This window comes from Pseudomonas khavaziana (genome assembly GCF_036704165.1).
In the GTDB taxonomy this organism is placed as follows: Bacteria; Pseudomonadota; Gammaproteobacteria; order Pseudomonadales; family Pseudomonadaceae; genus Aquipseudomonas; species Aquipseudomonas khavaziana.
This window is the reverse complement of record NZ_CP129946.1, coordinates 3,050,383-3,070,467: the sequence shown is the minus strand read 5'-3', so window position 1 is coordinate 3,070,467 and position 20,085 is coordinate 3,050,383. Positions and strand designations below refer to the sequence as shown.

At 59.2% G+C, this 20,085-nt stretch carries 13 protein-coding genes; 4 read left to right on the top strand and 9 right to left on the bottom strand.

The window, feature by feature from the left end; all coding sequences use genetic code 11:
• Positions 1-273: 273 nt before the first annotated feature.
• From QYQ93_RS13495 to tpx, 5 genes are all read right to left on the bottom strand, one after another.
• On the bottom strand, positions 274-1,815 hold the full coding sequence (locus QYQ93_RS13495) for an efflux transporter outer membrane subunit (protein ID WP_422394048.1): 1,542 nt from the start codon (positions 1,813-1,815) through the stop codon (positions 274-276).
• A complete protein-coding gene (locus QYQ93_RS13490; protein ID WP_338477177.1) occupies positions 1,812-4,919 on the bottom strand; it encodes an efflux RND transporter permease subunit in 3,108 nt (1,035 codons plus the stop codon). Before QYQ93_RS13490 ends, QYQ93_RS13495 begins: the two co-directional genes overlap by 4 nt.
• Complete coding sequence (locus tag QYQ93_RS13485; protein ID WP_043051502.1) at positions 4,916-8,017, bottom strand: MdtB/MuxB family multidrug efflux RND transporter permease subunit; 3,102 nt, start codon at positions 8,015-8,017, stop codon at positions 4,916-4,918. The genes QYQ93_RS13490 and QYQ93_RS13485 overlap by 4 nt, the downstream gene beginning before the upstream one ends.
• Positions 8,014-9,312, bottom strand: coding sequence for an MdtA/MuxA family multidrug efflux RND transporter periplasmic adaptor subunit (locus QYQ93_RS13480; protein WP_198721004.1), 1,299 nt, complete (start codon positions 9,310-9,312; stop codon positions 8,014-8,016). Before QYQ93_RS13480 ends, QYQ93_RS13485 begins: the two co-directional genes overlap by 4 nt.
• A gap of 232 nt (positions 9,313-9,544) precedes the next feature.
• Positions 9,545-10,045, bottom strand: coding sequence for a thiol peroxidase (tpx, locus tag QYQ93_RS13475; protein ID WP_043051500.1), 501 nt, complete (start codon positions 10,043-10,045; stop codon positions 9,545-9,547).
• 159 nt (positions 10,046-10,204) lie between these two features.
• On the opposite strand from tpx, the gene QYQ93_RS13470 reads away from it, so the two are divergent.
• Positions 10,205-11,494 carry a glycosyltransferase gene (locus QYQ93_RS13470; protein WP_043051499.1) on the top strand — a complete coding sequence of 430 codons (1,290 nt, stop codon included), beginning with the start codon at positions 10,205-10,207 and terminating at the stop codon, positions 11,492-11,494.
• An 85-nt stretch (positions 11,495-11,579) separates the two neighbouring features.
• Here the strand turns inward: QYQ93_RS13470 and QYQ93_RS13465 are convergent, their stop codons facing one another.
• The gene (locus QYQ93_RS13465) at positions 11,580-12,092 is read right to left on the bottom strand and encodes a GNAT family N-acetyltransferase (RefSeq protein ID WP_043051498.1); all 513 of its coding nucleotides are present in this window, start codon (positions 12,090-12,092) and stop codon (positions 11,580-11,582) included.
• 153 nt (positions 12,093-12,245) lie between these two features.
• Between QYQ93_RS13465 and QYQ93_RS13460 the strand changes: the two genes are divergently transcribed.
• From QYQ93_RS13460 to QYQ93_RS13450, 3 genes are all read left to right on the top strand, one after another.
• Positions 12,246-13,145 (top strand): AraC family transcriptional regulator, encoded by a 900-nt coding sequence (locus QYQ93_RS13460; RefSeq protein ID WP_043051497.1) that lies wholly within the window; start codon positions 12,246-12,248, stop codon positions 13,143-13,145.
• Positions 13,146-13,305: 160 nt separating this feature from the next.
• On the top strand, positions 13,306-17,064 hold the full coding sequence (locus QYQ93_RS13455; RefSeq protein WP_338477176.1) for a YncE family protein: 3,759 nt from the start codon (positions 13,306-13,308) through the stop codon (positions 17,062-17,064).
• A 324-nt stretch (positions 17,065-17,388) separates the two neighbouring features.
• Entirely contained in the window at positions 17,389-17,856 is a 468-nt protein-coding gene (locus QYQ93_RS13450; RefSeq protein WP_338477175.1) for a hypothetical protein, read from the top strand.
• 151 nt (positions 17,857-18,007) lie between these two features.
• On the opposite strand, the gene QYQ93_RS13445 is transcribed toward QYQ93_RS13450, so the two are convergent.
• The 3 genes from QYQ93_RS13445 to QYQ93_RS13435 are packed head-to-tail and all read right to left on the bottom strand — an operon-like array spanning position 18,008 to position 19,948.
• Positions 18,008-18,475, bottom strand: coding sequence for a DUF6392 family protein (locus QYQ93_RS13445; RefSeq protein ID WP_235387865.1), 468 nt, complete (start codon positions 18,473-18,475; stop codon positions 18,008-18,010).
• An 11-nt stretch (positions 18,476-18,486) separates the two neighbouring features.
• Positions 18,487-19,257, bottom strand: a complete 771-nt coding sequence (locus tag QYQ93_RS13440) for an S-type pyocin domain-containing protein (RefSeq protein ID WP_338477256.1) — start codon at positions 19,255-19,257, stop codon at positions 18,487-18,489.
• Positions 19,223-19,948, bottom strand: a complete 726-nt coding sequence (locus QYQ93_RS13435; protein ID WP_338477174.1) for a PAAR domain-containing protein — start codon at positions 19,946-19,948, stop codon at positions 19,223-19,225. Before QYQ93_RS13435 ends, QYQ93_RS13440 begins: the two co-directional genes overlap by 35 nt.
• Positions 19,949-20,085: the final 137 nt, after the last annotated feature.

Here is a 20,085-nt window from a genome sequence, read left to right as displayed (position 1 = left end):
CTTTCAAGGTCTTTGGAAAAAGCCCCAAAACATGATCGTTTTTTGACCAAAAGAGATGCTGGCTGAGCCAAATTCAACTCGTTTATTTCTTAATTTCAGCCTGGAATTGGCGTAGGACGCGATTTAGGCAAAGACCTTGAAAGGGCTGGCTGTAAAAGCGGAACCAATAGCAGCCGTTACCGCAGGAATGGATATGTACTCGGTCTGATCCAACATCCTGGTCGGCTGTCAGGCCGCCATCGGGGGCAAGCCCCCTCCCACATTTGGGCCGGGTCACTCCTTTTCGGCCAGGGAGGTCTGGCCGTCCCAGCCGCCCCCCAGCGCCGCGATCAGCTGCACACTCGCCACCAACCGCGACTGCAGCAAGTTCAGCACCGTACGCTCGTTACTCAAGGCCGTCGCTTGCACCGTGACCACATCCAGGTAGGCAATCAACCCCGCCTTGTACTGGTTCTCGGTCAGACGCAACGATTCACGCGCCGACTCCAGCGCTTCATTGCTGACCACTGCCTCGTCCGCCAGCACCTTAAGTTGCACCATGTAGTTTTCCACCTCACGGAAACCATCCAGCACCGTCTGGCGGTACTTGGCCACGGTCTCGTCATAGCTGGCCACGGTGCGGTCGACTTCCGCCGAGCGCTGGCCGCCATCAAAGAGGGTCATCGCCAGTTTGGGCCCCACCGACCAGAAGCGGTTCGGCAGGCTGATCCAATTCTCATAGGTGCTGCTGGAATAGCCGCCCTGCAGGCTCAGGCTGAGGTCCGGGTAGTACGCCGCCTTGGCTACGCCGATATTGGCGTTGGCGGCGATCACCGAACGTTCGGCCGAGGCGATGTCAGGGCGACGTTCCAGCAGTTGGGACGGCAGGCTCACCGGTATCTGTGGCAGTGCCGGGATTTCCTTGCTCACGGCCAGGTTGAAGTTGGCCGGGGCTTCCCCGATCAATACGGCGATGGCATTTTCCAGTTGGGCACGCTGCCAGATCAGGTCGATCAGGCTGGCCTGGGTGGTCTTGAGCTGGGTTTGCGCCTGAGCGATGGCGTCTTTGCCGGCCACCCCGGCGCGGTATTGGTTTTCGGTCATTTTCAACGAGCGCTGGTAAGTATCCAGCGTGGCTTGCAGCAGGCGTGTCTGTTCGTCCATGACCCGCAGTTGCAGGTAGCTTTGCACCAGTTCCGATTGTTGGCTCAGGCGCATCGCGGCCAGGTCCGCCGAGCTGGCCTCGGCGCTGGCTTCGTTAGCCTCCAGGCCACGGCGCAACTTGCCCCAGATATCGGCCTCCCAACTCACGCCCAACTGCGCATTGAGGGTATCGCGAATACCGCTGCTGGAGCTGCTGAGGCTCGCGCTGCTGCTGCCGGTGCCCTGGCTGGCGCGGGTTTTACCGACGCTCAGGTCGACGCTGGGGTAGAACGCCCCGCGTGAACTGCGCACCAGTGCCTGGGCCTGGCGAAAACGTGCTTCGGCCTGGGCGACGGTCTGGTTGGAGGTGTTGAGGCGCACCACCAGGTCATTGAGTTGGCGGTCGCCATACAATTCCCACCAGGCGCCACGGGCCAGGGAATCGCTGGGGTTGGCCTGACGCCAGCCCTGGGCCTCCTTGAATTGCACCGGCTCGATGACCTCCGGACGCTGGTAGTCGGGGCCGATGGCGCAGGCGCTGAGCAACATGACCAGGCCCACTGTAGGAGCGAGCTTGCTCGCGAAGGCCGTTAACGATAACGCGTTCCTTCTGGATGAACGCGGCGTATGGGCGTTCTTCGCGAGCAAGCTCGCTCCTACAGGGGTCGCAGGGGCGTTGATTGAATCGGTCATAGCGCAGTGTCCAGGGCAGCATCGGTACGCACGCCGCGCCAGGCGTTGAAACGATGGCGTGCGCGGTCGAGATAGAGGTAGACCACCGGGGTGGTGTAAAGGGTCAGGATCTGGCTGAAAACCAGGCCGCCAATGATGGTCAGGCCCAGGGGACGACGCATTTCCGCACCATCGCCGCTGCCGAGCAACAACGGCAAGGCGCCGAGTATCGCAGCGAGCGTTGTCATCAGGATCGGTCGCAGACGCAGCAGGCAGGCGCTGCGGATCGACTCCAGCGGCCCCATACCGTCGTTGCGTTCCAGCTGCAGCGCCAGGTCGATCATCAGGATCGCGTTCTTCTTCACCACCCCGATCAGCAGGAACAAGCCCAGCAACGAGATCAGGCTGAACTCGCCCCCCGTCAGGTAGATGGCCAGCATGGCGCCCACCCCGGCCGAAGGCAGCGTCGACAGGATCGTCAGCGGATGGATATAGCTTTCATACAAGATGCCCAGCACCAGGTACACCGCGACCAATGCACCCAGGATCATGAACGGCTGGCCCTTCTGCGTGGCCGCAAAGGCATCGGCTGTACCGGCCATCTTGGCGATCACATCTTCGGGCAAGCCGACCTTGGCAATCGCCCGCTCGATAGCGGCCGTGCCCTGCTCTACCGTGACGCCGGGGGCCATGTCGAAGGCGATATTCTCCGAAGCGAATTGGCCTTCATGGCTGACGCGGTCATCGGCGAGACTGTTTTCATAGTGGGCAATGGTCGACAACGGCACCCGCGCACCATCGGCAGTGATCACCTGTACCTGATTGAGGGTGATCGGGTCCTGGGCATATTTGGGGTTGACCTCCATCACCACCTGGTACTGGTTGAGGCTGTCGTAGATGGTGGAAATCTGCCGCTGGCTGTAGGCGTTGTTGAGCACCGCCGTGACCATGTCCATATCGATGCCCAGGCGCTTGGCCTGGTCACGGTCGACAATCAGCGTGACCTGCGCCGCGCCCCGACCCTCGCGGGCGTCGATGGCGGTCAGCTCCGGCAGCTCGCGCATGGCTGCGACGACTTTCGGGTACCACAGGCGCAACGCGGCCAAATCACCACTTTGCAGGATGTAGGAGTACTGCGCGCTGGTCTGGTCGCGGCTGCCACCAAACTGCAGGTCCTGGTCGGCCATCAGGAACAGGCGCCCGCCCGGCACCGGCGGCACGTCCTTGCGCAAGCGCTCGATTACCGCCTGGGCGGAGATCTTGCGCTCGCTGATCGGCTTGAGGCGCACCAGCATCACCGCATTGTTGGTGCCGTTGTTGCCGCCGATAAAGCCGGCCACGCTGAGCACTGCCGGGTCCTTGAGCACCGCCTGGCGGAAGATCTCCATCTTAGGCTGCATCACGTTGAACGACAGGCCGTCGTCGCCGCGCACGAAGCCGATCAGTTGGCCGGTGTCCTGCTGCGGCATGAAGGTCTTCGGCACCACCACGTACAACGCCACGTTCAAACCAATAGTCAGCAACAGGCTGAGCAAGGTCAGGCGCCGATGGCGCAACACCCAATCCAGGCTGGTGGCGTAGCCGGCGACCATACGGTCGTTGATCTTCTGGCTCCAGCGCTGCAAACCGGTCTGCTGGTTTTTGTCGTGGGGCTTGAGCCAGCGGGCGCAGAGCATCGGCGTCAGGGTCAACGAGACGATCAGCGAGACAATGATCGCCGCCGACAAGGTGATGGAGAACTCGCGGAACAGGTTGGTGACAATCCCGCCCATGAACAGGATGGACAGGAACACCGCCACCAGCGACACGTTCATCGACAGCAAGGTAAAGCCGACTTCCTCGGCCCCCAGGTACGCAGCTTTCATCGGCGGCACACCTTCATCGATATGCCGGGAAATGTTCTCCAGCACTACAATGGCATCGTCCACCACCAGCCCGGTGGCCAAGATCAGCGCCATCAGCGAAAAGTTGTTCAGCGAAAAACCGTACAGGTACATCACCGCAAAGGTGCCCACCAGCGACACCGGTACCGCCAGGGTCGGGATCAGTGAAGCGCGGAAGTTGCCCAGGAACAGGTACACCACCAGGATCACCAGGCCTACGGCAATCAGCAAGGTCATCTCGGCTTCGTGCAGGGTGGCGGCGATCACCGGCGAGCGGTCCATGGCCAAGCTGAGCTTGACGCTGGACGGCAGCACCGCCTGCAACGCTGGCAACTGGGCCTTGATCTGCCTGACCGTCTCGATGATGTTGGCGCCGGACTGGCGGTTGATCACCAGCAGCACCGCCGAGTCATTGTTGAAGAAACCGCTGTTGTAGCGATCTTCCACGCCATCGGTGATCTTCGCGATGTCCCGCAGGCGCAGGGCCGCGCCATCCTGGTAGCGAATCAACAGCGGCTCGTAGTCCTTGGCTTTTTCCAACTGGTCGTTGGCCTGGATCTGCCAGTTACGCTCACCGTCTTCCAGGGAACCCTTGGGTCGGCGCTGGTTGGCGTTGGCGATGGTGTTGCGCACATCGTCCAGGGCGACGCCGTACTGGTCGAGGGCCTTGGGCTCCAGCTCGATGCGCACCGCCGGCAGGGAACTGCCGCCGATCTGCACCTCGCCTACGCCCGGCACCTGGGACAAGCTCTGGGACAGGATGGTCGAGGCCAGGTCGTACAACTGACCCTTCTGCAACACGTCGGAGGTCAGCGACAGCACCATGATCGGTGCCTGGGACGGGTTGATCTTCTTATAGGTCGGCATGCTGCGCATACCGCTGGGCAGCAGGTTACGCGAAGCGTTGATGGCCGCCTGCACTTCCCGCGCCGCGCCATTGATATCGCGGTCGGAATCAAACGCGAGGATCACCCGCGTGGAACCCTGGCTCGACGAACTGCTCATGGTGGTGATGCCGGCAATCGAACCGAATGAACGCTCCAGCGGCGTCGCTACGCTGGACGCCATCACCTCGGGGCTGGCGCCGGGCAAGCTGGCCGACACCACGATCACCGGAAAGTCGATCTGCGGCAGCGGCGACACCGGCAACAGGTTGAAGCTGACGCCACCGAGCAACATGATCGCCAGGCTCAGCAGCATGGTGGCTACCGGCCGGCGAATGAAGGGTCCGGACAGGTTCATGGTTCAACCGGCTCCAGGCGTTGCGGTTCTTTGCGCCAGCGCCGGCCAAGACGATCGAAGTACAGGTAGATCACTGGCGTGGTGAACAGCGTCAACACCTGGCTCACCAGCAAGCCTCCCACCATCACCAGGCCCAGCGGTTGGCGCAGCTCTGCACCGGAACCGCTGGCGAGCATCAGCGGCACTGCACCGAACAACGCGGCCAGGGTGGTCATCAGGATCGGCCGGAAGCGCAGCAGCGCCGCCTGGTAGATCGCCGTCTGCGGGTCAAGGCCCTGGTTACGCTCGGCGTCGAGGGCAAAGTCGATCATCATGATCGCGTTCTTTTTCACGATACCGATCAGCAGGATGATACCGATGATCGCGATCATGCCCAGGTCGTTGCCACTGAGCAGCAACGCGAGCAAGGCCCCCACCGCCGCCGACGGCAAGGTCGAGAGGATGGTGATCGGGTGGATATAGCTCTCGTAGAGCACACCGAGCACGATGTACATGGTGACCACCGCCGCCAGGATCAACAGCAAGGTGCTCGACAGCGAAGCCTCGAACGCCTGGGCCGCGCCCTGGAACTGGGTCTGCACGCCCACCGGCATGCCGATGTCCTTCTGGGTCTGGTTGATCAGCTCCACGCCTTTGCCCAGGGCGACGCCAGGGGCAAGGTTGAACGACATCATCACCGCCGGGAACTGGCCAATATGGGCAATCGCCAGCTGCGCCTGGCGCTGCTCCACATGGGCCAGGCTCGACAACCGCACCTGGCCGCCGTCGGTGGTCTTCACATGGATCTGGTTGAGCGCGGCCGGGCCAAGGGTTTCGCCGGACTGGGCCTGCAGCACCACGCGATACTGGCTGGCCTGGGTGTAGATGGTGGAAATCTGCCGCTGGCCGAAGGCGTCATACAGCGCGTCAGTAATGGTCGCGACGTTGACGCCCAGGCGCGAGGCCGCGTCGCGGTCGATCACCAGGTACACCTGCAGGCCCTTGTCCTGCAGGTCACTGGCAACGTCGGTGAGTTCGGGCAACTGGCTGAGGGCATGCACCAGCTTGCCGCTCCACAGCGCCAGCAACTCGGCGTCCGGGGACGACATGCTGAACTGGTACTGGGTACGGCTGACACGGTCTTCGATGGTCAGGTCCTGCACCGGCTGCATGAACAGGCGGATGCCCACCAGCTTGTCGATTTCAGGTTGCAGTCGCGTGATCACCTGCGCTGCGCTCAAGTCGCGCTGACCGTGGGCCTTGAGGTTGATCAGCAAGCGGCCGCTGTTGAGGGTGGCATTATCGCCATCCACGCCTATATAGGAAGACAGGCTTTCCACCGCCGGATCGGCGAGGATGATCTTCGCCAGCTCCTGTTGGCGCTGGCTCATCGCCGCAAACGAAATTGACTGCGGCGCCTCGGAAATCCCCTGGATCACCCCGGTGTCCTGAACCGGGAAGAAGCCCTTGGGCACCACCAGGTACAGCACCACAGTGAGGCCCAGGGTGGCGATGGCCACCAGCAAGGTCAGCGGCTGGTGCTTGAGCACCCACTGCAATTTGCGGCCATAGGCTTCGATCAGCCAGTCGATCCACGCGCCGCTGGCCTTGTAGAAGCGCCCCTGCTCTTCTTCCTTGGGTTCACGCTTGAGCAGGCGAGCACACATCATTGGCGTCAGGGTCAGGGACACCACCAGGGAAATCAGGATCGCCACCGCCAGGGTGATGGCGAATTCACGGAACAGCCGCCCGACCACGTCGGCCATGAACAGCAGCGGAATCAACACCGCGATCAACGACAGGGTCAGGGACACCAGGGTAAAGCCAATCTGCTTGGCGCCCTTGAGCGCGGCCGCCATCGGCGTCTCGCCCTCCTCGATATAACGGGAGATGTTTTCCAGCATGACGATGGCGTCATCCACCACGAAGCCGGTGGCGATGGTCAGGGCCATCAGCGTCAGGTTATTGATGGAGAACCCCGCCAGGTACATCACGCCAAAGGTGCCGACCAGGGACAGCGGCACGGCGATGGACGGAATGATAGTGGCGCTGACGCGACGCAGGAACAGGAAAGTCACCATCACCACCAGAGCAATGGCGATCAGCAGTTCATGCTGCACATCCTTGACCGAGGCGCGGATGGTCTGGGTACGGTCGGTGAGCACGGTCACATCGAGGCCGGCCGGCAGGTTGTCGGTGATGCTCGGCAGCAGCGCCTTGATGCGGTCGACCACCTCGATCACGTTGGCACCCGGCTGGCGCTGGATATTCAACAGCACCGCCTGGTTCTCATTGGCCCAGGCCGCAAGGCGTTCGTTTTCGGCGCCGTCGACGATCTGCGCCACATCCTTGAGGCGCAGCGGTGCGCCATTGTTGTAGGCCAGGATCAGTTCGGCATATTGCTCCGGTGAGACCAACTGGTCGTTGGCATCGAGCATCGACACGCGGGTGGGGCCGTCAAAGTTGCCCTTGGGCTGGTTGACGTTGGAAGCGGCGATCAGGCTGCGCACATCCGACAGGTTCAAGCCATTGGCCGCCAGGGCCTCGGGGTTGACCTTGATGCGCACGGCCTGGCGCTGGCCGCCGGCGATGCTGACCATGCCGACACCGCTGATCTGCGCGATTTTCTGCGCCATGCGCGTATCGACCAAGTCATTGAGCTTGGGCAACAGCATGGTCTTGGAAGTGATTGCCAGGGTCAGCACCGGGGTATCGGCCGGGTTGACCTTGTTATACACCGGCGGCGCCGGCAAATCCTTGGGCAGCAGGTTGGTGGCGGCGTTGATCGCGGCCTGCACCTGCTGCTCGGCGACATCCATATTGATGTCGAGGTTGAAGCGCAGGGTCAGCACCGAGGCGCCGCCGGAGCTGGTGGACGCCATCTGGGTCAGCCCGGGCATCTGCCCGAACTGACGCTCCAGCGGTGCGGTGACCGCACTGGTCATCACATCAGGGCTGGCGCCGGGGTACAGGGTCATCACCCGAATGGTCGGGTAGTCCACCTGGGGCAAGGCCGACACCGGCAGCAAGCGGTACGAAATGATACCGGCCAGCACAATGGCCAGCATGCTCAGCGTGGTGGCGACCGGGCGGAGGATGAACAGGCGTGACAGGTTCATGAACCGACCTTTTGCGCCTTGCCGGCGTCAGCGCCGGTCTCCCCTTTTGCCGCAGGCTTGCCTTGCAGGTGTTCGGTCGGCGTGGTCGGCACTTCGCTGCTGTCATTGACCACTTCGATTTCGCTGCCGTCCTTGAGGCGGTCGGTGCCTTCCAGTACCACGCGGTCGCCGGCGACCAGGCCCTCCTTGATCACGGTGTTATCGCCGTCGGTGTCACCGAGCACCAAAGGCTGGACCTTGACCTTATTGTCGCCGTCGAGCTTGTAGACAAAGGTGCCGGTATTGCCGAACTGGATCGCCGCAGACGGTGCCAGCACCACGTTATGCAGGGTATCGGCGAGCAGGTGCACATTGACGAACTGGTTGGGGAACAGCGCCTGGTCCTTGTTATCGAAGCGCGCCTTGAATTTCAGGGTGCCGGTGGTGACATCGATCTGGTTGTCCAGGCTTTGCAGTACGCCGACCGCCTGCTTTTTCGTGTCGCCACGGTCCCAGGCTTCCACCGGCAGCTTGTTGCCGGCGTGGTAACGGGCGAGCACGGTTTCCAGGGTGTTTTCCGGCAGGGTAAAGGCCACGCTGATCGGCTGGGTCTGGGTGATCACCGCCAGGGCCGTGGTGTCATTGGCGGCGACCAGGTTGCCGACGTCAAGCTGGCGCAAGCCGACGCGGCCGCTGATCGGCGCGCGGATCTTGGTGAATTCGAGGTTGAGCTTGGCGTCGTCCACCGCGCCCTGGTTGGTCTTGACCGTGCCCTGATACTGCAGCACCAGCGCTTCGGCAGTGTCCAGGGTCTGCTTGGCAATACTGTCCTGGGCATACAGCCCGCGATAACGCTCGACGTCAACCTGGGCGTTTTTCAGCTGGGCCTGGTTTTGCAACAGCGTGCCCTGGGCCTGGAGCAAGGCGTTCTGGTAGCTGCGCGGGTCGATTTCCGCCAGCAGGTCGCCAGCCTTGACCATCTGCCCTTCTTCAAAGGCAATCTTCATCAACTCGCCGCCCACACGGCTGCGCACATTAATGGTATTGAGCGCAGTGACCGTGCCCAGGGCCTTGTAGTACACCGGGAACTCCCCCAGCACTGCCGGCGCCACACGCACCGGCACCGGGCCGGTGGAACCGCCGAAGCCCGGGCGTGCCATGCCGGTTTTACCGGTGTGCCCGGCCGGCGCGTCTTTATGGGCCGCGCCGCTGGGCCAGAATTTCCAGCACAGGCCGGCGATAACCAGCAGCACGAGCAGGCCAAACAGCCAGCGGCGGGATTTGCGGGGGGAGGATTGCATGGAGTGATCAACCATTGGGCGCGAGAGCTTCTACTTGGGGAGGCTGAAAGATAAGCACTGGGGTGCGTTAAGAAAAGCACCTTTACCGGCTATTTACCTTGGGCTTACAACTTTTAACTTCTGTGGCTTAGTCTGACGGCTGTTTCGCTAAGCATTTGAGCTGCAAATAAAAACGGCCTGGACTAGGCCAGGCCGCAAGCATGCATCATACGTGTTACTGCCAAACGTCAGTTACGCGCAGAAACAGTTACTTCAACACAGCCAGGGCTGCATCGTAGTTCGGTTCTTCAGCGATTTCCTTGACCAACTCGCTGTGCAGCACGTTGTCGTTTTCGTCCAGTACCACGACAGCACGAGCGGTCAGGCCTTTGAGCGGGCCATCAGCGATCGCCACACCGTAATCAACGGCGAAATCCGAATCGCGGAAATCAGACAGGTTCTTCACGTTTTCCAGGCCTTCGGAGCCGCAGAAACGCGCCTGGGCGAATGGCAGGTCAGTGGAGATACACAGCACCACGGTGTTTTCCACATCGTTGGCCTGGGCGTTGAACTTGCGCACGGACGTGGCGCAGGTTGGGGTGTCGACACTTGGGAAGATGTTCAGCACTTTGCGCTTGCCGGCAAAGGTAGCCAGGGTGGCGTTGGACAGGTCGCCGGCGGTCAGGGTGAAGTCTGCGGCTTTGGCGCCGACTTTCGGCAGTTCGCCTTCAACCTGGACCGGGTTGCCTTTGAGAGTGACTTGAGCCATGAACGGAATCCTTATGCTGGGTTTTGGTTAAACGAATTCGAGAGGCCGAAGTTAACCACAAACTACGATGGCGACCTACCGCCAGACACAAATTGTCATGCCACCGGTTGTGGTTTAATTGCGCGCTTTTCACCTGCCCCTTCAAGGAAACCGTTGTCGATGAATCAGCCCGCCACCAAAGTCCTGGTCATTGGTTATGTCTGGCCGGAGCCTCGCTCATCGGCCGCAGGCGGGCACATGATGCAAATTCTCGAGAGTTTTCTTACACAAGGTTGGGATATTACCTTCAGCAGCCCGGCCACCATCGGCGAGCACAAGGCCGACTTGCCCGCCCTCGGCATCGCTGAGTGCGCCATTGAGCTGAATAACAGCAGCTTCGACGATTTTATCCGCGAACTGGCCCCGGATATCGTGCTGTTCGACCGTTTCATGATGGAGGAGCAATTTGGCTGGCGCGTGGAACAATGCTGCCCAGACGCCCTGCGGGTGCTGGAGACCTCCGACTTGCAAAGCCTGCGCGATGCACGTCATCAGCGTTTCAAGGAGCAGTTGAAAGCCCATCCCGACGGCGACGACTTCACCGCCCTGTTCGCTCCGGCGCTGGAAGAAGAATTCCAGCGTATGGCCGACACCGACCTGGCCAAGCGCGAAATCGCCGCGATTTACCGCTGTGACATCAGCCTGATGATCTCCGACGTCGAAATCCGCCTGCTCACCGAACAATTCAAGGTACCTGCCGCCCTGCTCCACTGGTGCCCGTTGATGTTGCAACCGCCCACTGCGGCGTTTGCGCCCTTTGAAGACCGTGCGCATTTTCTCAGCATCGGCAACTTCCGCCATGCACCCAACTGGGATGCGGTGCTGTGGATGAAGCACAGCCTGTGGCCGCTGATTCGCCAACAGTTGCCGGGCGCACAACTGCATATCTACGGTGCTTATACCCCGCCCAAGGCTACTGCCCTGCACAACCCGGCACAGGGTTTTCATGTGATGAACTGGGCCGAAGATGCGCTGCAAGTCATGACCGCCGCACGCATCTGCCTGGCACCGTTGCGCTTTGGTGCGGGCATCAAGGGCAAGTTGATCGACGCCATGCTCTGCGGCACGCCCAATGTCACCACCCCGATCGGCGCCGAAGCCATGGGCGATGACCAGCACTGGCCCGGCGTGATCGCACAGGATGCCCCAGCCCTGGCCGCCGCTGCCGTGGCCCTCTACCAGGACCGCGAGCGCTGGACCCAGGCCCAGGAACACGGGCGCCAACTGCTGGCCCGGCGTTATGACCAGGCTCTGCATGGCCCTGCCTTGGTGGAGTGCCTGGAGCAATGCCGCCGCAACCTTGCCGCCCATCGCCGGGATAACTTCACCGGCAGCATGCTGCGCCATCACGCGCATAAAAGTACCCAGTACATGTCCCAATGGATCGAGGCAAAAAACCGCAACATCTAGGCAATCGAGCAACGCAAAGAGCATATAAAGCGTGATTCAGGCTTGTCGCCGCTGCGCGGCAAGTCGAATCGGACATCCCTGAGCCTTAACGCTCCCAAACGTACCTCACCTCCTCCAGGGACACCCCGCCACGGACAAGCGTGCGACGGCTGCCAAGCTCTTCCCTCCCTCCGAGCCCTTGATAGAAGCGCACAGCTCTGTGGTTTTCAGCTAAAACCCATAAGGTAATCACCTTATAACCCTGATCAACCAAACGCTTGAAACCTGACGCCCATAATTTCGCGCCTATACCCTTACCCCAGTATTCTGCCAACACGTAGATGGCCATGACCTCTCCCGCTTCTGCGCAAGCCTTGTCTTCATCCCGGCAAGGCCCCACTGAAATCCAACCAGTAACCTTTCCATCCACCTCTGAAACGAAAACGTCAGACGCTTTGCTTTCAATCGCACGAGCCCAAGCAGCCTCCCTCTTAGGCAAGGTCGCAGTCAGCGAGGCCAAAAAATCCGCGGGCATCAGATCAAGATAAGCCTGTTGCCAGCTACTGACATGAACGCTGGCAATGCCATTTGCATCGCTGGAACGTGCATCACGAATCATGACTCAGCCCTCACCCGTGCCTGTTTCAGATAAAAATCGTCCGTAATCCTACTCGTACAGGATGCAGCGGCGCACGCTCAGACGCTTGATGCTGGCAGGGCCGTACACAACGGGGCATTATTCGGGTCGCAACCACAATAAAGCGACGGCAGCATGACCCGAGCAACGCGTATCACCGACCCTTCCTACGAGCTGATGGACGATCACAACGGTCTGTCCATCATCTATCGCCAGCACGGTTTCCCGTGCCCGCTGGTGCGCTGGCATTTTCACAAGGAATACGAGCTGCACCTGATCGTCGCCAGCTCGGGCAAGGTGTTTATCGGTGATTACATCGGCAACTTCTACCCCGAAAGCCTGTTCCTCACCGGCCCCAACCTACCGCACAACTGGATCAGTCAGGTGGAGGAAGGCGAAGTAGTGCCCAAGCGCGACATGTTGGTGAACTTCACCGATGAGCTGTTCGAGCAAGGCAGCCATACGTTTGCCGAACTCAAAAGTCTGGCGCCGTTGCTGGAACGCGCGCAATACGGCATCGAATTCCGCAGCAAAAAAACCATCGCCCAGGCCATGGCCCTGATGCAGCGCATTGAGGAAGCCCAAGGCATGGCGCGCCTGGGGCACTTCTTTATCCTGCTGGAAGTGCTGAGCGCCTGCGACGACTACCAACTGCTCTCCGGGGTGACCACGCCACAGCAAGCCGATGAACACAGCATCGATCGCACCAACCGCGCGGTGGACTACATCTTTGCCCACTACGCGCGCGAGCTGCCGCTGGAAGAAGTCGCGGAGTACCTGGGGATGAAACCGACGTATTTTTCCCGAGTATTCAAGCAGGCCACCGGGCGCACTTTTATTGAATTCGTCAATCGGCTGCGGATCAGCAAATCCTGCGAGCTGCTGGCCGATGGCGATAAGGCCGTGACGGATGTGTGCTTTGAGTCGGGGTTCAACAATATTTCCAACTTCAACCGGCGCTTTCAGCAGCTTAAAGGCATGACGCCTTCCCTCTATCGACGGTTAGCGGTACAGCGGTTGACCGAACAAATATGAACTGAATGTTATCAAGGCAATGCCTGGCACCTGTGTCTCTAACTGCGCCACTGGTCGCCACTGTCAACTTTCACAGCTAGACGCTCCCTTCCCACAGTTGTTTGATCTACCTGGCCCCCACGCACCGCCTGTGCGTGTCTTTCAGCCAGGAGAGCGCTTCATGTCTGACCGTCCTCTGAACCCTGACAATGACCAGCCTCCATCCGCCGCTGGCAATCCGTCGCTTCCCGTCGTTTACACCGCAGACCAAAGCCGGTCTGTTACGCCACGCGTTACCGACTTGGACGATCCTTACTCTGCCTTTCCCTCGATCCCGCTGCTGTTTACCCCCTACTTCGAAAACGCGGTCTATGGTCTGGGCATCCGGCATGTGCGGCCCTATGCACTGTTCGTGTTTGAAGCGTGGTTCAATCGCAGCACTAACGACTATTTCGCCATTTATCTTGATGACCTGGTGTTCCCGGTGGCCGACGATCTGGTCGAGGACCTGGACCTTGATCGACACGGTTTGGCAGTCCCCGAGGAGTTTGTGCCGGAAGGTGAGGTGCTCAGCTATGGGCGGGTGCGGCGAGCAGCCAGCGGCACCGAAAGCGTGTCTGTGCCGCAACTCATCCTGATCAAGACCACTCGCCCGGGCGGGGTCGATACCGACCCGGGCAGCCCATGGCATACCGGGTTGGTCATGTGTGTCGAAGGCTTCGATGAAGGGGCCACTATCGGTGTGGGCGATGTCGTAAACGGCCTGTACTGCCTGATCGACATGTACGAAAATTGCCGCCAGAACGATGTGATCGAATTGTCCTGGGATGGCGTTTTTGTTCTGCATGCCGTCAGTCCCGAAGAAGCAGCCGGGATGGGGCCAATCCGGGTCTTTGTGGATAAATCGATCATTGATCGGGGTGGGCAACTGGGCACATTGACTCTGCGTTTTCGCGTGCGGGATGTGGTCGAGAACTTTTCCGGCGAGAAGTACCAGTATTCCAAACCTTATTTCCTCAACGCCGAGCTGGATCCCAGTCTCTTGTGGCCGCCGATTTTCCTGGTGGACGGCGAGGAGCTTGTCTCCCGACAGATTGACTTCGACACCCAAAGTGGCTCGATCTTCGAAATCCTCATCCCGACCCTGCGGCAGGTTCCGACACCCGTCCCCCGGCATCAGATCACCGCTCTGCTCCTCTGCACCCTGGAAGACGGTAGCGTCGTCCCTGTCTCACTGGGGCCTGTAACCGATGCCAACCTGGGCTTTACCTTTATCGAGGTCGACCCTGAGATTATTGCGCTTGTGGTTGGTGGCTCCCTGCGGGTGGCCTTTGTCTGGGAAACCGCCGACGGCATGCTATTGGGGCAATCCGGCAGCATCACCATCACCGTGGTCGGCACCAAGGTCTTGATGCCCGCGCCCGACGTCAGCCCTATCGAGCTGGGCCTGATTCCGGCGGGTGAGACGATCACGGTCACCATCCCGCATTACGAACCCCATGATCCAGGCTGGCTGGAAACGCTGTATATCACCCATGTGCCGCCGGGCGGCGGTGGCGCCCTTATCTATAGCCAGGCACAACTGGCGGGGTCACAAGGCGGCACCTATACGGTGAGCGCGGCTGACATGGCACAGTTCAATGGCCGCGGCGACATCCGGATTTACTACGAGACCAACGATGGTGCCGCCCATATCCTGGGCGGTAACGCCTTGGCGATTCGTCAATCGGCGATGCTCGGCGCCCAGGTCGGTGAACGCACCGCAGACATGCCGGCGCCCCGGTTACAGGGGGCGATCGGCAACAACGTCGACCCCGCCGACGTGCCGGGCAATGACGTGCTGGTCACCTTTACCTACCTGGGGACCCAGGCAGGCGACAAGCTTCATTGGTCTTGTATTGGCTCGGGCCTTGGCGGCTCCGACAATGGCACCATCATCATCAACAGTGCGACCGCGGGCAAGGAACTGCCCTATCCGGTCAGCCGCGACATCCTGGATAAAAACAACAACGGCAGCCTGCGCATCTCCTACAGCCTGGAGCGTGATGGCCCACCGCGGGTGGTGCTGCGTTCAGAAATCTTGGCGCTCACCGTGGGCAAAGGCGTGCAACTGGACCGCCCCATCATCGTGGGCGCCTCGATCTCGCCTGACGAACTCAACCCGTTGGCGGCCGTGAATGGCACACGAGTGATCGCAAGGTTTCGGCCGATGCTGGCCACAGACGCTATCGACATCGATTGGCTCACTGCCGATGGTCACGGCAGCGTGGTAAAAAATGTCGCTGGCGACCCGGCGACCAACGAAGTCAGTGTGTTGATCGACGCTCGCACCATCGCCCAAGGCATCCGTGAGGGGGGCAATAGCATCGATGTGCTTTATCGCTTCCATCGCGGCACCTTCCCCTATGAATCCCTGACAGTCCCCCTGCGGCTGCTGCCGCTGACCGGTTTACCGACGCCGACGATCGAAGGCATCAGCGGGCCAATCCTCGACGTGTCGCAACTGAGCCCCCTTGCACGTACCTACATCATAGTGTGGAGCTTCATCCATGCTGCGCAGTTGATCTGGATGACCTACGAAAGTGGCGGCGTGGTTATCGAAGAAACCTACACCGCCAACGAGGTGACGGACGACGGTGTACTCAATGGGATCAACCCGCCCACGCCGGTCGATAAGATCAAGTTGCTCGAGGACGGCGCAGACCTGACGATCAGGTTCTGGGTCAGCCTGGCGGAAAGTGCGGACAAGAACACCGCCGTGCAGTTCGGTGTACGCCATTACATCATCCAGGCCCTGCCGGGAGTATTGCCTCATCCGTTGATCAATGGCACCACCGATACCGGACCGAATGTGACGGTGGATCCGCTGCCGATTGAGCACAATACGACGGTGACTGTTCGCTACACCGGTATGAGTGGTCGAGATCGCATCACGCTTTGCTGGTATTTTGATGACGGCACCTGCCATTCGGTGATCGAGAATGGGTTGGACGGCGGTACGAAGATATTCAACCTGACCGCTGACAAGGTCTTGCATCGTAGTGTGAACAGTACGGTGTGCTTGAAGTATTCGGTGGTGCGCAATGGCTCGGGAGAGCCAATTCCGTCAAACGTGCAGACGGTGAGGGTTAATACGATTCTACCCGCCGATTTGCCACAACCAAGGATCAATAATATCGCCCCTGGCGGTACGCTGGACGTCAATGCCTTTAGCGGTAATGGTTTAGCCTCGTTGATTAAATGGGCGCTGAGCAAAGACGGTCAACGTGCCTGGATCACCTGCCGCAGTGCGGGAGTGGCGCCGCTGCATGTACTCACGGCCGATGGCGCTTTGGTCAGCTCAGCAGAAGCCGCTAATGGGTTAGCCAATAAGCCGGTACTGCGCAGCTGGCTGACGGGGCTGGCTAATAATGCGCAATTTAGTGTGACGGCGGAGGTGGATTTTTATGGTCGCAGAGATAAATCCAAAGTTATCAACTTTTCAAATACAACATATACAATAAAGCCAGAGGGCAAGCTGTCGGAGGATTTCGAAACAGCAAACTATCACGACTTATTCTATACTGGAGTACCTGTGCAGTTCCCTGCACTGACTTTACTATTCCTTCGAGGTAGAGGCTATATAAGTAGAGCCTATCCTGAATACCACCACCCATACTTAACCAACTTCTATGTAATAACCAGCCAGTTCACCGAATTAAAAATAACACTGGAGACCGCTGCGCGCAGCTTAAAGTTTGGCATCGGGATTAATTCTGACGAATCCGCTCGTGTAGATTACTGGGGTGACACAGGCTATATAGGGAGCAATTATTATTATCGCGCCAATGGCCATTGGCAATGGGTTAACTTTACCGCTCCAACAGGCAACATTACCGAACTTAAAATTACTATAAATAATGGATCCGTAAATCTAGACAACTTCACATTTACGTATTAATAAAAGCAATTGTAAAACGAATCTATTTATGAATTGATCGTTCCTACGCTCCGCGTGGGAATGCATACCGTGACGCGTAGCGTCACGGGCGGCGTTACCACGCGGAGGGTGGGAACGATCAAAATGTCGGCTTCACCATCGCGCTTTCAGCAGCTTAAGGGATGACACCCTCACATTAACGACGGTTGGCGGAGCAGCGACTGACGGAGCAAAACCTGGCCTAAACAAGACGTCCGTCGGTCAGCACTGTCAAGTCTGACAGTATCGCGCAGCCTCGAGGTTAATCATGATGGGGCTCAGGCATCCAAGCGGGTTTCACCTCCCATGAAAAAGTCGGCAACGCCCTTTGCCATCAACGAATCCATACGTTTCGATACACCCGGAGACACATGGAACTGGACCGGCGAGGGCGAGATATACGAGGACGACTACGACGGTCAACAACGCTGGTTCTCCAGAGGGGTAGCCAAAGACTGGGGCCGGCCATTGACCGGGCTTGAAGATGTTGAGCTGACCATTCGGCTGCGGGGCGACCGAACCGGCGAAACACTCGTTGCCACCCATCCGGGAGGCTCAGACGAACTGCATAACATCGCACCTTGGAAGCCCAGCCTGTACAGGTTCTACCTCACGTCCACAGTGACCGGCGAGGTTGCAGTGCGGCTTAATTTCAAATCCAACCAGATCATGGTGATCGATACGATCACTGTGATAGGACCGGTCAGACCGTGGCGCCGTAGGCTTAGGCGTGTTTTTCGCCTGTTTGACTGGTTGAAAGAAAAAATCGGGTGAAAAAGGATGAATATGAGGGACTCATTTTCTTTTTAATTATATTTTCAAACTTCAATCAGCGCTCTCAGCAGCTTAAAGGCATGACCCCTTCATGATGTCCGTCAGTAATGGGACTCCATTAGCTGACGGACATCAGGGCTGTGGGGGTAGGTCAATCGTGGCCGGAATTGATCAAGGAGAAACTGATGTTGTTCACCCTAAGATTCTCCAGATAGCTAAGAGTCACCATTACGTTGGAGTGTACTCTCTGGTCCAAATAATAAATATCCGTCCCGCCTCTCCCCCCCAGACCACCGGGTAGTTTTACGGAGGGTTTGGTCTCAGTTGGTACACCTAAAACCTCACGCACGTACTGCTGATCCATATCTAATTTGAACGGCTGGGGTAATTGCCCGCTGTACACAGGCTGGCCTACTGTCTGAATAAGGATGATCATTACCTGGTCCAAGCGTTTTGTTTCTTCCCAAAACCACAACTTCACGCCGGGTACTGGATTCTGAATGAGCTCTTCGTTATCAGAGGCATCAAAGAGCCGCTTGAGTGGCAAATTTTGAATGAGCCCCTGGCCCACCAGCTCGTTATATGAGAAGCCGAGCCCCCCTACCAAGCGACTAATCATGACAGCCTCCATCAGTACCACCCCTGCGATTCATTTATTTTGTGCATTTTTGCGCAAGCGTCCTGAAGTTGTGATTCGGTAAACCCTTGTTCGAGCATGTAAGGCTTTATCGCATTAAAATTGCTTTCCAACGCCCCCCTCAGGTCACCAGCATCCAGATATTGTTTAGCACGTGTGTTTCTCCATCCATAGGTTTCACTATATTTCTGATGGACCTCGGCAGGTATGGCGATACTGGCTGCACGTTTCATAAGCGCTTCGATCTCGTCGTCATCCAGCTTGATCCTCGCGTCAAGATAACGTCTTAAGGCTGCTTGTGACGGCATATGGTCCACATGCAGTCCGTTGCGCGGCCTGCCACTGAATGCGCCATAGACGTCTACTTCTAATGGTCTCACTGCAGGTTTGGCAAACACCAAATACAACGGCGACAAACCCGAATCAGCGGGAAACGAAATGATCGTATCCTGCCAAGTAACATTCTCAGCTTCCCGACCTGGGTAGTGACTGATTGCCGAATCTTGCCCCACTGCAACCGGATGAACGAACAAATTATCCAAGCGTTCCGGTGTACCTGGGTATGGGCTCGGCGCACTGACTACCGGTCCACGGTTCGGCGTCCAAGTGATGCTGATGCCATCCAGCACCGCCACCATCGCGCTGTTGTCCGTATTCCATCTGGCTTGCGCAACGGGTACACGATCAGCCCCACTCTCAGGCTTGGTATGTATGCCGTAAACACGCAGTTCACCTGACTCGTCCTGGCGAAACTGAAAACGCACCCGCACAGTTGGCCGAGCGCATCCCTGCCAACTGTGCGGGGCTGTACAGCGTTGAATCACCGATATCTCGCGGCCAAAAAGCCAGAAGCACGACGTTGAGGGCCGAACTGGCGCCGGCCAGCCCTCGTACAGCCCAGGCCCCGAGGTCGCTGCCGAGCGTTCCGGCGACCCTGCCGACGGCGCCCGTGGTACCGGTTGAGACCATGACGGCCGTGGTGCCGAAATTACCGGCGTTTTCCGGGCCGGTTGCCGCAGCGGTAGAACCGGCCGGTACCGAAACGCATGATTTGGCGAAAACGCATGCATCAACGGCACGATTCGGCGCAACGGGCGCGGAAAAGCTGGGAGGGGGCGAGACGGATGCGGTCGGTCCCATTCCAGCGGCGGTGAACCGTTGAGGCTGGGGGCCGAACTGCTGAGATTTGAAGCTCTGATTGGCAATCAACTCCGGCGGCGGATCGCATTTGCAGATACACAGATCCCCCTCAAGCGCCGCCTGCTTGCCGTCCCACTCTTCGTGCAGATGAGGGCCGGTGAGCGCGATGAAGCCTTCAGTGCCGCAGGCTGGACAAGCGACCCGGTCACCCTCCCTTGAGATCATTTCGCCGTTGAAACTGGTGCGTTCACAACCGCTGATCACTTTGCCACCCGCCGTGGTGGTTGAACCCGTGGTGATGTTGTAGCGCCTCACACCTGGCTCTCCACGCAGTCGTCATTGCGGGCGTTGATCGGTCCGATTGGCTGCTGGGTTCGAAAATCAATGTTCTTCATGTTGCGTCCTTTTTAGCGCGCGGGGGTGCTCAAACGCGGTCTTGGCGTTGAGTTATG

Bases quoted from the DNA above. Each gene is read 5' to 3' on its own strand.
- QYQ93_RS13495 (WP_422394048.1), bottom strand. From the start codon at position 1,815: ATGACCGATTCAATCAACGCCCCTGCGACCCCTGTAGGAGCGAGCTTG.
- QYQ93_RS13490 (WP_338477177.1), bottom strand. From the start codon at position 4,919: ATGAACCTGTCCGGACCCTTCATTCGCCGGCCGGTAGCCACCATGCTG.
- QYQ93_RS13485 (WP_043051502.1), bottom strand. From the start codon at position 8,017: ATGAACCTGTCACGCCTGTTCATCCTCCGCCCGGTCGCCACCACGCTG.
- QYQ93_RS13480 (WP_198721004.1), bottom strand. From the start codon at position 9,312: ATGGTTGATCACTCCATGCAATCCTCCCCCCGCAAATCCCGCCGCTGG.
- tpx (WP_043051500.1), bottom strand. From the start codon at position 10,045: ATGGCTCAAGTCACTCTCAAAGGCAACCCGGTCCAGGTTGAAGGCGAA.
- QYQ93_RS13470 (WP_043051499.1), top strand. From the start codon at position 10,205: ATGAATCAGCCCGCCACCAAAGTCCTGGTCATTGGTTATGTCTGGCCG.
- QYQ93_RS13465 (WP_043051498.1), bottom strand. From the start codon at position 12,092: ATGATTCGTGATGCACGTTCCAGCGATGCAAATGGCATTGCCAGCGTT.
- QYQ93_RS13460 (WP_043051497.1), top strand. From the start codon at position 12,246: ATGACCCGAGCAACGCGTATCACCGACCCTTCCTACGAGCTGATGGAC.
- QYQ93_RS13455 (WP_338477176.1), top strand. From the start codon at position 13,306: ATGTCTGACCGTCCTCTGAACCCTGACAATGACCAGCCTCCATCCGCC.
- QYQ93_RS13450 (WP_338477175.1), top strand. From the start codon at position 17,389: ATGAAAAAGTCGGCAACGCCCTTTGCCATCAACGAATCCATACGTTTC.
- QYQ93_RS13445 (WP_235387865.1), bottom strand. From the start codon at position 18,475: ATGATTAGTCGCTTGGTAGGGGGGCTCGGCTTCTCATATAACGAGCTG.